The sequence below is a fragment of the Gabonibacter massiliensis genome (genome assembly GCA_001487125.1).
Classification (GTDB): Bacteria; Bacteroidota; Bacteroidia; order Bacteroidales; family Marinifilaceae; genus Gabonibacter; species Gabonibacter massiliensis.
Map to the genome: position 1 here is coordinate 1,141,369 of LN913013.1, position 15,113 is coordinate 1,156,481.

15 protein-coding genes and 1 tRNA gene are annotated in these 15,113 nt (G+C 44.1%); 8 read left to right on the top strand and 8 right to left on the bottom strand.

Going from position 1 to position 15,113, the window contains the following annotated elements; all coding sequences use genetic code 11:
* Positions 1 to 17 precede the first annotated feature (17 nt).
* From BN3283_RS09065 to BN3283_RS09095, 7 genes are all read right to left on the bottom strand, one after another.
* Positions 18 to 90 (bottom strand) — tRNA-Trp (locus tag BN3283_RS09065).
* 93 nt (positions 91 to 183) lie between these two features.
* Positions 184 to 1,371, bottom strand: coding sequence for an elongation factor Tu (gene tuf / locus BN3283_RS09070; protein WP_041504189.1), 1,188 nt, complete (start codon positions 1,369 to 1,371; stop codon positions 184 to 186).
* A gap of 173 nt (positions 1,372 to 1,544) precedes the next feature.
* Positions 1,545 to 1,841, bottom strand: coding sequence for a ribosome hibernation-promoting factor, HPF/YfiA family (gene hpf / locus BN3283_RS09075; RefSeq protein WP_041504188.1), 297 nt, complete (start codon positions 1,839 to 1,841; stop codon positions 1,545 to 1,547).
* Between the two features lie 18 nt (positions 1,842 to 1,859).
* Complete coding sequence (locus BN3283_RS09080; protein ID WP_316929918.1) at positions 1,860 to 2,765, bottom strand: tyrosine-type recombinase/integrase; 906 nt, start codon at positions 2,763 to 2,765, stop codon at positions 1,860 to 1,862.
* A gap of 68 nt (positions 2,766 to 2,833) precedes the next feature.
* Positions 2,834 to 3,025: a 30S ribosomal protein S21 gene (gene rpsU, locus BN3283_RS09085; RefSeq protein WP_041504187.1), complete on the bottom strand. Its 192-nt coding sequence runs from the start codon at positions 3,023 to 3,025 to the stop codon at positions 2,834 to 2,836.
* A 292-nt stretch (positions 3,026 to 3,317) separates the two neighbouring features.
* On the bottom strand, positions 3,318 to 3,599 hold the full coding sequence (locus BN3283_RS09090; protein ID WP_041504186.1) for a hypothetical protein: 282 nt from the start codon (positions 3,597 to 3,599) through the stop codon (positions 3,318 to 3,320).
* 27 nt (positions 3,600 to 3,626) lie between these two features.
* Positions 3,627 to 5,285, bottom strand: a complete 1,659-nt coding sequence (locus tag BN3283_RS09095) for a M23 family metallopeptidase (RefSeq protein ID WP_059026451.1) — start codon at positions 5,283 to 5,285, stop codon at positions 3,627 to 3,629.
* Positions 5,286 to 5,388: 103 nt separating this feature from the next.
* On the opposite strand from BN3283_RS09095, the gene BN3283_RS09100 reads away from it, so the two are divergent.
* From BN3283_RS09100 to BN3283_RS09135, 8 genes are all read left to right on the top strand, one after another.
* Positions 5,389 to 5,679 carry a coiled-coil domain-containing protein gene (locus tag BN3283_RS09100; RefSeq protein WP_041504184.1) on the top strand — a complete coding sequence of 97 codons (291 nt, stop codon included), beginning with the start codon at positions 5,389 to 5,391 and terminating at the stop codon, positions 5,677 to 5,679.
* Between the two features lie 2 nt (positions 5,680 to 5,681).
* Positions 5,682 to 5,969, top strand: coding sequence for a cell division protein ZapA (locus BN3283_RS09105; RefSeq protein WP_041504183.1), 288 nt, complete (start codon positions 5,682 to 5,684; stop codon positions 5,967 to 5,969).
* Between the two features lie 269 nt (positions 5,970 to 6,238).
* Complete coding sequence (gene rny / locus BN3283_RS09110) at positions 6,239 to 7,774, top strand: ribonuclease Y (RefSeq protein WP_041504182.1); 1,536 nt, start codon at positions 6,239 to 6,241, stop codon at positions 7,772 to 7,774.
* 167 nt (positions 7,775 to 7,941) lie between these two features.
* Positions 7,942 to 8,820, top strand: coding sequence for a nucleoside phosphorylase (locus tag BN3283_RS09115; protein ID WP_059026452.1), 879 nt, complete (start codon positions 7,942 to 7,944; stop codon positions 8,818 to 8,820).
* A gap of 19 nt (positions 8,821 to 8,839) precedes the next feature.
* Positions 8,840 to 9,295, top strand: coding sequence for a DUF4293 domain-containing protein (locus BN3283_RS09120; RefSeq protein WP_041504180.1), 456 nt, complete (start codon positions 8,840 to 8,842; stop codon positions 9,293 to 9,295).
* A 27-nt stretch (positions 9,296 to 9,322) separates the two neighbouring features.
* Entirely contained in the window at positions 9,323 to 11,020 is a 1,698-nt protein-coding gene (locus BN3283_RS09125) for a dipeptidase (protein ID WP_059026453.1), read from the top strand.
* A 172-nt stretch (positions 11,021 to 11,192) separates the two neighbouring features.
* Positions 11,193 to 11,546, top strand: a complete 354-nt coding sequence (gene rplS / locus BN3283_RS09130) for a 50S ribosomal protein L19 (RefSeq protein ID WP_041504178.1) — start codon at positions 11,193 to 11,195, stop codon at positions 11,544 to 11,546.
* Positions 11,547 to 11,644: 98 nt separating this feature from the next.
* Complete coding sequence (locus tag BN3283_RS09135; RefSeq protein ID WP_041504177.1) at positions 11,645 to 13,390, top strand: phospho-sugar mutase; 1,746 nt, start codon at positions 11,645 to 11,647, stop codon at positions 13,388 to 13,390.
* A gap of 126 nt (positions 13,391 to 13,516) precedes the next feature.
* Here BN3283_RS09135 and BN3283_RS09140 read toward each other — a convergent pair whose 3' ends face one another.
* Entirely contained in the window at positions 13,517 to 14,938 is a 1,422-nt protein-coding gene (locus BN3283_RS09140) for an ATP-dependent DNA helicase (protein WP_059026454.1), read from the bottom strand.
* Positions 14,939 to 15,113 lie beyond the last annotated feature (175 nt).

The window sequence follows — 15,113 nt, forward strand, 5'->3', positions numbered from 1 at the left end:
TCTTTCTTTTTAAATTGCACGGGAGGAGAGGTTCGAACTCCCGACCCTCGGTTTTGGAGACCGATGCTCTACCAACTGAGCCACTCCCGTATGTGGAGTTGACCGAAGTCAACTCCATTTATCTTGGATTCACGATCGAGCGATTCCAGAGCGAATCGACCAAATCATAAACCTGCAATCATCTTAGCCTAAGATTTCGGTAATCTGTCCGGCACCCACGGTTCTACCACCCTCACGGATAGCGAAACGCAAACCTAACGAACAAGCAACCGGGGTGATCAAATCAACCGTGATGGTCAAGTTATCACCAGGCATTACCATCTCGCGTCCTTCCGGTAAAGTGATCTCTCCGGTAACGTCCAATGTACGGATATAGAATTGCGGTCTGTATCTGTTGTGGAACGGAGTGTGACGACCACCTTCTTCTTTTTTCAGGATATAAACCTCGGCTTTGAATTTCGTATGCGGGGTTACTGATTTCGGTTTTGCCAAAACCATACCACGCTTGATTTCGTTTTTATCGACACCGCGAAGCAACAAACCTACGTTATCACCGGCTTCTCCGTCATCCAGAATCTTACGGAACATCTCAACTCCGGTACAAACGGTCTTTTTCCCGTCAGCACCCAAACCGATCATTTCCAACTCATCACCCACGTGAACGGTACCCGTCTCAATACGACCGGTAGCAACAGTACCACGACCGGTAATAGAGAATACGTCCTCAACAGGCATCAGGAACGGTTTGTCTACAGCACGTTCCGGAAGTTCAATCCAAGAATCCACTGCATCCATCAACTCCATTACTTTCTCTTCCCATTTCGGTTCTCCGTTTAAAGCACCGAGGGCAGAACCTAAAATAATAGGAGTATTGTCTCCATCGTATCCGTAGAAAGACAACAACTCTCTCATCTCCATCTCAACCAATTCCAACATTTCAGGGTCATCCACCATATCCACTTTGTTCAAGAAAACGACCATTCTCGGTACGTTTACCTGACGAGCCAAAAGGATGTGCTCACGTGTTTGGGGCATCGGACCGTCTGTAGCGGCACAAACCAGAATAGCACCGTCCATCTGAGCGGCACCGGTAACCATGTTCTTTACATAGTCGGCGTGTCCCGGACAGTCAACGTGCGCATAGTGGCGATTTGCAGTTTCATATTCTACGTGCGAAGTATTGATGGTAATACCTCTCTCTTTCTCTTCCGGAGCGTTATCGATAGAATCGAATGAACGCAATTCAGAAAGACCTTTTTTTGCCAAAACTGTCGTAATCGCAGCAGTCAAGGTTGTTTTACCGTGGTCAACGTGACCAATAGTACCAATATTTACGTGTGGTTTTGACCTGTCAAAATGTTCTTTAGCCATAACTCTAAAACAATTTTATTATTAAACAATTTATCACAAAAACTCTATAACATACCATAGAAAATTCTCTGAACGACTGAATGTTAACCAGTCCAAACGAGAAAAATCCATTTAATTTGGCTTGCAAATGTACAAATTAAAAATCATATCTCACAATAAATGAGATCATTTTTTTAATTTTCTCTCTTTTCCTTCGCCTTCGTCAACTGACGCTTCAACACGTCATACAACTCATCCACCGTCTCCTCAAAAGTTTTAGCATTCTTCTTTACGAAAACATCCTGTCCCTTCACGTCAACGTTCACCTCCATCAATTTGTTTTCAAGATTGTCATCCTTTTCCAATTTCAACGTCACCACAATCGCGATAATGCCGTCGTGATACCTTTCCAGTTTCGAGAATTTTTTATTGATCAACTCTTCCAAAACCGGATTTACTGAAAAACCTACAGGATTAATTCTAATTTCCATACCGTTTCCTCCTATAATTTATGCTCGTGGGTGAGCTTGTTTAAAAATCTTCAACATACTCTCTACCGAGTTGTGCGTGTAGACCTGGGTGGCAGCTAAACTCGAATGCCCTAAAAGCTCCCGTATCCCCTCTATGGACGCCCCGTTATTCAACAAATGAGTCGCAAAAGAGTGACGCAACACATGCGGACTTCTCTTGGACAAAGTGGTATCATTCGACAACTTTGCGGTAACCAGCCGATAAACAAATTTATCGTAAATAGGCAACCCCTTGTCAGTCACGAAAAAAAAACCGTGTTCCTGAATAACGACCTCCCGCCTCCTCTCCAAATAATGCGCCATCGCTTTCTCCAACTCGTTCACGACCGGAATCTCCCGTTGCTTGTTCCCTTTTCCCGTCACCCGAATACACCGCCGGGAAAAATCGACATCCGACACCTTCAACCCTACTATTTCCGAACGCCTCATCCCCGTGTCATAGGCCATCAACAAAATCAACCAATCGCGCAGGCAAGGAAAATCCTCCTTTTCCACATTCAACACCGCGGCCATCTCTTCCTCCTTCACGAAAACAGGCAACCGCTTAGCCGTTTTAGGACCGCTAATTCCCTCCGCCGGATTCACCTCCAACACTCCCTCTTTCAGTAAAAAACGAAAAAAAGCTTTTAAGCTGCTCAACTTTCGCTTCCCGGAAGTGCCCTTCAGTTTCTCCCCGGTCTCTACTTTCCGCATACTCCCGCTCATCTCCGCCATAAGCCATCCCCTCACTAACTTGGTAGTTATTTTTAAAATATCCTCCTCCGAATCGCTCAACTTACAATAATCAAAAAATTGACGCAAATCCATTTGGTATGCTTTTATCGTGCGAGGAGAATATCTTTTTACACGACCGAGATAATTCAAAAAAGCCTGGAGTTGCATCATTTTCAAAATTTTAAAGACGTAACTAAATTACGCTTTTTGTTTTTGAAAAACAACATTATGTAAGTCTTTTATTCTTCTGCTTGCTGTAAAGATTGACGGTAAGCAGCTTTCATGCGAGCCATCCGATTTCTCACGGAAGGTTTGGTAAAAGCCTGACGGTCTCTCAATTCTTTAATAACACCGGTTTTTTCGAACTTTCTTTTGAATTTTTTCAACGCTCTTTCAATATTCTCGCCTTCTTTTAATGGAACTATAATCATGATCTTTTATTTTTAAAAATGAATAATTTAATTACTAAAAAAATAACCGACGACACCATCGCGTGTCCTCTTTCCTATTGAATATTATATCATTTATTTATCTCAAAAATAATCGACCACCCCCTTTCAAGCGGATTGAAACGTAAATTTAACAATTCGAAAACTGCCGCAAAGGTAAATGAATTAATCGAGAATTACAACGCACGAAATAAAAATCTACTTTAAGAACCTGTCTTTACCCATCTTACCGTATCCGTGTTATCCCCTCCCTGTTTTTTTTCACGCGACACAATCAGGGATTCAACAGATCCTTGCAATAATAATCCAAAATACCGTTGATCATGTTCACGTAAGTACGAGCTTTACCGTTATCCGGGTTCAAACGCAACACCGCATTGAAATAGTTCAAAGCCCGAGTAAAATCAGCCTTGCCGTTATAAATAATTCCCAACTCCATCAATATCTCTTCCGGCCCCTCTTTTTCTCCGACCACCTGTTCTTCCAATAAGGCAACAGCCTCTTCCGTTTTCTTCTCTTTTGCCAGCTCCCTGGCTTTTGCTATTATCGTATGCATATCATATACTTTTTATAACTAATACTCCTATTTTACAATATGGGTTTCAAAGGTAGCAATATTTCCCACACCATCCGTCACCTTTAACACGAGCCTGTTTTTCCCCTTCGTAAAAGCAGGCTCGCTTAAACGCCCCTCCAAGATATTCTTTTTGGCATCATAAGAGAACAGACACCATCTCCCGTTCACCTCAACCCGGTAAGAAGCAATACCCGTCAATTCATCCTTTATTTTAAAACGCACGCTTTTCCCGGCAACCTTTCCCAAATAATCGATTTGAGGAGCTACCGTATCCCGGCTCACCGTATAACGTCCCAACACGCGGGGATAAGCCCAAAGCCCCGTTTCCGACCGCCAAGTTTTCATCGGCAATAACTTATTCCCTTTTCCTACCATACATAGCACGCTTTTCTCCGGAAATGGACCCGTCACCTGCAATTTTCCTTTCTTTAACAAAGGCCACTCCTCACTTGCCAAACAAAACACCTCCATCGTTTCTGTGCTGTCTTTATGACAAGAAACGAGTTGCGGTTTACCCGATATCGGATACTGTAACGCATCCGGTTCCAACTCCAGCACATAATTTTCACAAACCATCCGATGTCCTTTCCGGTTATCCCAAATCACGTTCTCCGAACTTTCAACCTCACGTTCCCTCTCTCTCCCGATCAACTCAAAGGAGAGCCGGGAAACATTACCGTTCATATCCCGCAACTCCAAACGGATTTGCCGGATAGTATCCGGATACAACGTAATAAACCCGCGAGCGAGCGAGGTAAAAACTCCCGGTAATTCATCCCGGTAATTTCCAAACGTCGTGTAGACGACCTTATTCTCCCTATAAAGTTGAAAATCCTTTACCTCGTTCACCAAAACGTTTTGATCGAAAGAGGTGGTATCCATCTTCATTCGGGATATCAACCGCCCTCCGACCCACAACTTCAACTCGTACAATCCCAATTTATTCCATGATCCGTTCATGTAATCATCAGCCTGTATGCCGATACCGACTTTTCCGGCAGGAAACCGTACTCTCCCGGCACTGTAATTTCTGTTTCCCGTATTCTTTACCGCGACGCGACTACGCCCAGACAACACCCCCTCCTCTGTAAACCCATAAAGATAAAGAGCCCGGAGAGTCGGTCCCATGGTATCCTCTATTTTCAGGAAAAGCAACGGATTCAACGGGCGTTCGTCCCGAGAACTTCTCACCTCGAAATGCAAATGAGGTCCCATGGAAGAACCGCTGTTTCCACTATAAGCAATAGTATCCCCCGCTTTGAAAACAATCGCTTCCGCTTCTAAATTTTCGTCGATAGCGAATGACTCTTTCGCGTATTGCATATCCCGAACGATCTCCTCCACCCGGGGGACAAAACGTTGCAGGTGCCCGTAAACCGTCGTGTATCCGTCAGCATGTTCGATATACAATGCATTTCCGTAACCCGTCGCTGAAACCTTAACCCGGGCCAACACCCCGTCTTTCACGCATATTACCGGCAATCCTTCCCGGCCCTCCGTTTTATAATCCAATCCGGAATGAAAATGCGAATCTCTCAATTCTCCGAAATTACCACTCAACAAGGGCTTGATGCGTAAAGGATTTAGCCACCCGGACGATTGTCCCCAAGCGGCTGACGTTAAAAGGAGTAAAACTCCCGCAATCATGACCGTTCCTTTTTTCATAATATTATATCGGCTACTAAAAATGACAAAACCGTTGCAAAAATAACAACACTCTTGGTATTTAAAAGAAATTGTCCTATCTTTGTGGTGTAAAGTTTAGGTTATGACAGAAAAAGAAGAAAACATAATAAAAGAGCTAAACTTAAAAATTGAACAACTAATAAAACGATATATATCCTCGCTGGACAAAAACAAAAATCTGGAAGCGGAGATCCAAGCTCTCAGAAACCGGATTGAGCAGCTGAAAGGCGAGAACAGCAGATTAAACGAGAACATAAAAGCTTTGAAAGTGGCTAATGCTATTTCGACCGGAGATGGAAGCTCTGAGGCCAAAATAAGAATCAGCCAACTGGTGCGGGAGATTGACAAATGTATTGCTCTTTTGAATAACTAAATATGAATGATAAACTTACGATTAATGTGAACATTGCAGGACGGATTTGCACGTTGACGATAGAGAGAGAGGAAGAGGAGCAAATCAGAAAAGCGGCACAGTTGATTAATGGTAAGATTTCTCAATATAGGGAAAAATATTCAAATATTGACCCCATGGATTTTTTAGTCGCCACGGCCCTGCAATTTACAGCCAAAATGTTGGAAGCCGAGCAACGGAATGATGTCGAACCGATATTGAATGAAATAGAAAAAGCGAACAAAAGGTTAGACGAATTCGTAAAAGAGTGAAAAAGCGTTCTTTGAAAAGAAATAGATATACCCGCATTATTTCGTATTTAACTGGAAAACTCAACACTTAACCAATTAGAGCAAAGCTTAGTTGGCACAAGATAGGCCTCAACTCTTCGGAGTTCCTTCGGGACGGTGGACATCTGAATCCGACGGCAGCTCTACCCGTGTCTAACAGGGGTTTTTTAAAGAGAAATAGTGCGGGTTTTTTATTATGAAAATAGAAAACCAATCAATATATAATTAACATCAAATCTAATTATCGAAATATGATAACAACAATAGTTACGGGTGTTATTGCTTTGTTGGTCGGATTGGCGATCGGATATTTACTGATCAACATGACCCTTAAATACAGAAGCAAGAATATCATCAAAGAAGCAGAAGCAGAAGCGGAAGTGATCAAAAAGGATAAAATCCTTCAAGCCAAAGAAAAATTCTTACAAATAAAAGCGGAACACGAAAAGCAAGTCAACGCCAGAAACAGCAAAATTTTACTTGCCGAGAACAAACTCAAACAACGGGATGCCGAATTAGCTCGTAAGATAGAGGAGTGCCAACGGAAAATCAAAGAGGCCGAAACCCAACAGGAGACTCTCGAAGGACAAAAAGAGCTGTGGGAAAAGAAACATGCCGAGTTAGAAAAATTAAAGAAACAACAGATAGAGCAGCTTGAAGCCATATCCGGAATGTCTGCCGATCAGGCCAAAGAAAAATTAATCAACTCCCTGAAAGAGGAAGCTGAAACGGAAGCGATCTCTTACGTGAATGAAATCATGGAAGAGGCTAAAATGACAGCCAACATGGAGGCTAAAAAAGTAGTCATCAAAACCATTCAACGGGTCGCGACAGAAACGGCAACGGAAAATGCAGTTTCCATCTTCCACATCGACTCGGACGAAATAAAAGGACGAATCATCGGTCGCGAGGGCCGGAACATTCGGGCATTGGAAGCTGCGACGGGAGTAGAAATCATCGTAGACGATACTCCGGAAGCCATCGTATTATCCGGTTTCGATCCGGTACGCCGCGAAATCGCACGTCTCTCCCTACACCAATTGGTAACGGACGGACGCATTCACCCGGCACGCATCGAAGAGGTCGTTAACAAAGTAAAAAAACAGATCGAAGAGGAGATCATAGAAACCGGGAAACGTACCACCATAGACTTGGGTATTCACGGCTTGCATCCGGAATTGATCCGTTTGGTAGGTAAGATGAAATACCGTTCTTCTTACGGACAGAACTTATTGCAACATGCCCGTGAAACAGCCAATCTATGTGCGATCATGGCTGCAGAACTGGGACTCAACGTGAAGAAAGCCAAACGGGCCGGACTCTTGCACGATATCGGTAAGGTACCCGATGATGAACCGGAACTGCCGCATGCTATATTGGGAATGCGATTAGCGGAGAAATACAAGGAAAAACCGGATATTTGCAATGCTATCGGCGCTCACCACGAAGAGGTAGAGATGACAACCCTTATCGCGCCGATCGTACAAGCCTGCGATGCTATTTCAGGTGCACGTCCGGGAGCCAGAAGAGAGGTTGTGGAATCTTATATCAAACGCTTGAAAGAGATGGAAGATTTGGCTCTCTCCTACAACGGAGTTGTTAAGACCTATGCCATCCAGGCCGGACGCGAACTTCGGGTAGTCGTGGGTAGCGAAAAAATTTCAGACACGGAAGCAGAAAAGATCTCTTACGATATCGCCAAACGCATCCAGGACGAGATGACCTACCCCGGACAGGTAAAAGTAACCGTTATCCGGGAAACCCGGGCCATCAACTACGCGAAATAACCGATCTGCCCAAAACAGATCCAAGCATAAATCACTCTAAAACGAACCGGAAATTCCGGTTCGTTTTTTTATAACCGCAGATTAATCGTTTTTATTTTACTTTTTGCCGGAGCTTTATTGGTTTATACCATGAATATCACTATTTTTGGTAGCTCAAAATTAAGGTTATGAATGCTATTAAATCATCGGAACTCATCACGAACGAAGACGGAACGATTTTCCATCTTCACCTGCACGCTGAAGATTTAGCGGATAACGTGGTACTTGTCGGCGATCCTTCTCGAGTAGAGATGATCGCTTCCCGTTTTGACTCGATCGAACTGACACGCGGGAATCGGGAATTTCATACGATTACCGGGACCTACCGCCAAAAACGCTTCTCCGTTATTTCAACGGGAATCGGTACGGACAATATTGATATTGTAGTGAACGAATTGGACGCTTTAGCCAACATAGATCTGGAAACCAAACAAATCAAACCGGAGAAAAAAGCATTGAATATAGTACGGATCGGCACTTCCGGTTCCGTACAGGCAGATGTTCCCGTACACGCCTTCGTTATCTCGGAAATGAGCGTGGGTATTGACGGGGTTCTGCGTTTTTATCAGGATAACGAAAAAATATGCGACGCGGCATTCGAAGACGCATTCGTCAATCAATGCCAATGGGCCCCGCAAGCCGCCCGCCCGTATGCCGTAAGCTCATCTCCGGAGATGGTCAACAAATTACACTCGGAAGGCACGACCGTAAAGGGAGTAACATTGACAGCCAACGGATTTTACGGTCCCCAGGGACGCGTACTCCGTTTGCCGCTGCAAATGCCGGGAATAAACGACCGAATCGCCCATTTTCGTTACAACGGTCGTAAAATCGTAAACTACGAGATGGAGAGCGCTGCTATTGCCGGCCTGTCTGCCCTCATGGGACACCATGCGGCCACCATCTGCCTGATCATTGCCAACCGGGCCACAGGCGACGCCTCTCCCGACTATAAACCTTACATGGAAAAATTAGTAAACTACACTTTAGATAAACTGACACGTTAATATTAATCAGCCATTTGATATGATACAAAGAATTCAATCCGTATACCTGTTTGTAATAGGCATTTTGATGGTATTGCCCCTATGTGTTCCCATTGCCCGGGTCGTGGTTCCCAACGATACGAATTACGACTTTTTCGCGTACGGTATAGTAGAAAAAAGCGCAGAAACTTCCTTCGTAAGTTATTACTGGGCGTTGTTCATTTTAAGCCTGTTCACCATTTTATTGCCTTTGATCACGATCTTTCTGTATAAAAAACGCTTTTTACAAGTAAGGCTTTGCATCGTAGAGATCGTTCTGTTGATCGGGTCCGGCATTCTGATGTGGTATCACATCCGGCAATTCGGAGCTGATGCAACGGTATTGTATAAATTCAGCTTTATTCTTCCTGTCGTATGCATCATTTTCACCTACATGGCCATACGAGGCATCGTAAAAGATATAAAGCTTTTAAAATCTTACGATCGGATCCGTTAATTCTTTCACAAAATAAATAAAACGAATATGAGAAAAATTCACCTACTTGTCACGTTAGTATTTTTATGCTGCACGTCATACACTATGGCTTGTACGAACTTTCTATTCACGAAAGGAGCTACCAAAGACGGTTCAACCATGATCACTTATTCCGCCGACTCACACGTATTGTACGGAGAGCTCTACCATTGGCCCGCTCAAGATTGGCCCGCCGGTAGCATGGTGGACGTTTACGAGTGGGATACCGGCAAATTTTTGGGAAAAATTCCCCAGGTAGCCCATACTTATAATGTCGTAGGTAACATGAACGAACACCAGTTGGCTATCTCCGAAACGACTTTCGGAGGACGTAAAGAGTTAGAGACCCAAAGCGGAGCTATCATCGACTACGGCAGTGCCATCTATCTGACCCTCCAACGGGCCAAAACCGCACGCGAAGCTATCGTGGTTATGACCGACCTTTTCACCCGATACGGTTGGGCCAGTTCCGGAGAATCCATCTCTATCAGCGATCCCAATGAAGTCTGGATCTTAGAGATTATCGGCAAAGGGGAAGGAGAAAAAGGTGCCGTTTGGGTAGCCCGGATGGTTCCGGACGGATATGTATCCGCTCATGCTAATCAAGCTCGTATTACCACTTTCCCGTTAGAAGGGAAAACATCCATCTCTTCCGATAAAATGAATAAGATTTACAATCCGGAAGTAACTACCGTCTATTCAAAAGACGTAATCTCTTTTGCCAAAGAAAAAGGATTTTACCCCAAAGATGCTAAAAATTCCGATTTCAGTTTTTCCGACAGTTACGCTCCGGTGGATTTCGGTGCCGCCCGTTTCTGTGAAATCCGGGTATGGGCCTTCTTCAATGCCGTAAGCTCGGACATGGCCCAATACTGGGACTACGCTACCGGAAGAAACATCATGAAAGACTCCAAAGGTTACGCAACCAACCGCATGCCGTTATGGATTAAGCCTAATCGCAAATTAGACGTTCTGGATGCCATGGATTTCATGCGTGACCATTTGGAAGGCACGGAATTGGATATGAGCAAGGATTTGGGTGCCGGTCCTTACGGGTGTCCTTACAGATGGCGTCCCATGCAGTGGAAAGTAGACGGAAAAGAGTACGTACACGAGAGAACGACAGCTACTCAACAAACCGGATTCACGTTCGTAACCCAAAGCCGTAGCTGGTTACCGGACGAAATCGGAGGCATACTCTGGTTTGCCGTGGACGATGCGGCCAATACCGTTTATTTCCCGATGTACACCTCTTCTACAGCCGTTCCGGAAGCCTATGCCGTAGGAAACGGAAGCATGATGGAGTTCACGAACGAAGCAGCCTTTTGGGTATTCAGTCAGGTCAGCAATTTTGCCTACACACGCTACGACCTGATTCATCCTGAAATCCGGGAAAAACAAAAAGGCTTGGAAATGCAATATCAAAACTTTGTTCAGATCGCGGATGCCGGAGCCAAAGAGATGTTGGCCAAAGACAAAGCGACAGCAGTCCAATTCCTGACGGACTTCTCCTGCAACACGGGAAACAGTTTAGTCGACCAATGGAGAAAATTCTACGGTTATCTGTTCTGCAAATACATGGATGGTAACATTAAAACAGCCGTTCCGGGAGAAAAAAATCCCAAAGTGGAAAACAAACCTCTTCCGGATTGGTTCTTGCGCATGTTGATCAAACAGACCGGAAACAAACTGGAAGTGATTGAATAAAATTATAAATCGGAGCTTGAATTGTTTTACGAAGGATAAACCTCGAATTATTTGCAGAGTTTATTTTTTTCCTTACATTTGCAGCTCGAATTAAAAACGTACGTAGTCTCTTACAAAAAAGACTCTGGTCGTAATACTGCGTTCGATAAATGAACTTTATAAAATTAAAACGATGAATTTAATTAAAATTGCAGAGGAAGCTTTTGCAAATGAAAACAGAGTAGAAATTCCTTCATTCAACACAGGTGATACCATCAGCGTACACTATAAAATTATCGAAGGAAACAAAGAGCGTGTACAGGTATTCAAAGGAATCGTTATCCAAATCAGCGGAACGGGTTCCACGAAAACTTTTACCGTGAGAAAAATGTCCGGTAACGTCGGAGTTGAACGTATTATCCCTCTGAACTCTCCTTATATCAAAGAGATTGAAGTAAACAAGAGAGGTGCCGTAAGACAGTCCAGAATATTCTATTTCCGGAAACTTACCGGTAAGAAAGCAAAAATTAAAGAAAAGAGATTTTAATTCATGCTTACGGAATAAAAAAGGCCTTGCAATGCAAGGCCTTTTTTATTAACGCAAAATATCATAACTTTGTTATCTGAACCAAAAACAATGACGATATGAACAACAAGGATATCATAAAAACGGCAAAAGAAAAAGCAGAAAAATGGTTGGACCGAAACTACGACGAAACGACTCGCACCGAAGTTTCCCGCATGCTAAACGATACAAATCCCGCCGAACTGATCGATTCGTTTTACAACGACTTGGAATTCGGAACCGGAGGATTGCGAGGAATTATGGGGGTCGGAAGTAACCGGATGAACATATATACCGTCGGTGCCGCCACCCAGGGATTTGCCAACTACATCAATCAGGCTTTCCCGAACGAGGAAAAATCGGTATGTATCGGACACGATTGCCGCCACAACTCCCGCTATTTCGCAGAAACCGTCGCCCATATTTTTTCGGCCAACGGTATTTACGTCTATCTTTTCGAAGACCTGCGCCCCACACCCGAAATATCGTTCGCCATACGCGAGTTAGGATGCAAAGGGGGAGTCATCATTACCGCATCTCACAACCCCAAAGAGTACAACGGGTACAAAGCATACTGGAACGATGGTTCCCAATTAGTTCCTCCCCACGACAAAAACGTGATTCGAGAAGTCCAAAAAGTAAAGGTCGGTGACATCAAATTCGATAAAGTCACCGAAAAGATTAAAATACTCGGCGAAGATTTCGACCGTATTTACCTGGACAAGGTAAAAACTTTAAGTCTTTCACCGGAAGCCATCCGGAAAGAACACGATTTGAAGATCGTTTTTACCCCTCTCCACGGAACCACTTACAAATTAGTACCGGAATCTCTCCGGAACTGGGGATTTACCAACATCCACCCCGTACCCGAGCAAAGCATTCCGAACGGAGATTTTCCGACTGTAGCCTCCGCTAACCCGGAAGAACCCGCCGCCTTTAAAATGGCTCTTGATTTAGCAAGAAAAGTCGATGCCGATCTGGCTATGGCCTGCGATCCGGACGGAGACCGTATCGGTATTGCCGTAAAAAACGATCGGGAAGAGTGGATCTTGTTAAACGGGAACCAGACCAATATCATTTTCACGGAATACATCATCCGTCGAAAAAGAGAATCAGGGCTTCTGAAAGGAGGAGAATATACTATTAAAACGATCGTAAGCACGGAATTGATCAAAGAAATTGCCGAAAGAAACGACATCGAGTGTTACGATGTATATACCGGGTTCAAATGGATTGCCGATATGATCCGGAAAAAAGATGCCGGAAAATTCATCGGAGGCGGAGAAGAGTCTTTCGGATTTATGCCGGGTTCGTTCACCAGAGACAAAGACGGCGTTTCCGCAACCTCTCTTATGGCAGAAATCGCCGCCTGGACGAAAATGAACGGATTATCTCTCTACGCTTTCCTGAAAGAGATTTACGCGAAATACGGCTTCTCACAGGAAAAAATGATTTACATCGTTCGCAAAGGATTATCCGGAGCTCAAGAGATCCAAGCTATGATGGAAAAGTTGCGTCATCATACCCCGAAACAAATCGCGGGTAGCGATATCGTGATTAAAAAAGATTACCTTACCTTAGAAGCAACTGATCTCCGTAGCGGGGAAAAAACACACCTGGATTTCAGCACGACGAGCGACGTCCTCCAATTCTTTTTAGCCGACGGTAGTAAAATTTCAGTCCGTCCCTCAGGTACCGAACCCAAAATCAAGTTCTATTTTGAAGCGAAAGTACAGATGAAGGATATTCACGATTTCGAGAAAGCACAGCAACAGGCAAACGCAAGAATAGACGAGATCGCAAAAGAACTGACAAAGAACGATTGACAAGCTACAATGGTCAACGAAAAGATGAGGAGATTGAATTTAATGGAATCATTCAATCTCCTTATTTTGTTATTACAAATATAGCAACCGAAAAAGCGTCTGTTTCCGATTTCAATTCACCCCCATTTATCCTCTTGTCTCGAACCAATCGTCCCTGAAATTGATCAGGAAAACTTTTTGCCTTGCCCTCGTGATAGCCGTATAGAGCCAGCGCCAATACTCGTCGTCGGGCAATTCGTCCGTTATCCACCCCGGATCGACAAACACGGCATCCCATTGCCCTCCTTGCGCTTTGTGCCCTGTCACCGCATAGGCGAATTTAATTTGCAAGGCATTAAAAAATTCATTTTCACGAATCTTCTTAAAACGTTTTTGCTTGGAAGGGATATCATTCATATAATCTTCTTCTATCGCCGCGTATAACCGTTTATGCTCTTCATAACTCAAGGCAGGCTGTTCCGAAGTCAACGTATCCAGCATAACCCATGCCGTAATCTCCTCCTCGTACCCGTAAATACTCAAACGAGCCTCCGCAAAATGAAAACCATACAACTCCTTGTGTTTACCGATTCGTTCCACGGTGGCAATATCACCGTTAGCAATAAAATCGACATGATCGTACTCCGCCCCCCAAAAATAGTTATTCTTCACGATCATGATCTTGTCCCCCCCGGTAAAAGCTTCCTCTCGATAAAGGATGCGGGCTCTGATTCCCTCGTTAAACCGGTTGGCTCTTTTGTTGGAACGGCAAATAACCATCGTCTCATCCACCCCGTAACGACCGTAACAGCTATCCAGCTCCTCCAACAGATTCCCCCCGCTTATTCGAATGACATCCGGGAATCCGCCGACCTTCAGCAAAAAAAATTTTCCAGCAGCACCTATCATCTCCCGGACTCGCGTTGCGTTATACAATATTCCGGATGCTTCAGATTGCCGCATGATATCGGTCAAACGAGCCTCATATACATTCACCCCGTACTGACGGCCCAGCAGTTCCGCTTCCAAGGCGGGACTGACACTCGAACCGATCGGGGGCAACTGTGCCGTATCACCTATCAAAACCAAGCGATTATTCCGACCGTTATACACGTACTCGAACAAATCATCCAACAAGGAACCCGAACCGAAATTACTGTCCGAAGAAGCGGTAGAGATCATAGAAGCCTCATCCACAAAAAAAAGAGTATTGGCATTCGGGTTAAATCCCAAATTAAAATACCCGATTCCTTCCTGGGCTGATTTTTGCCGGTAAATCTTTTTATGGATCGTAAAAGCAGGCTGCCCCGAATAACTCGAAAATACCTTTGCCGCCCTTCCGGTCGGGGCCAACAAAACCACCTGACACTTCAACTGCAATAACGTATTCACGATCGCGGCAACCAATGACGTTTTCCCGGTACCGGCAAATCCCTTCAGCAAAAACAAACTCTCTTCTTCCCGAGAAAAGAAAAAAGAGAGAAAACAGTCCATCGCCTGCTGTTGAGTCGGGGAAAAATCAAACCCAAACTTCTCTAATACAATGTTTTCAAAATGTTTTGCGATCATAGCAAAATTTCAATGTATAAAAATGGGCTACGAATCTTTTTTTTCTTATATTTGCGGACACTACCGCATTCATCGTGTAGGTGTTGTGCCGTTTTTAACTATGCAAAGATAGATAAAAACGTCATCATAAACAGAAAGAACTAACTTGTTTAACGTATTAATAATATACTGACGA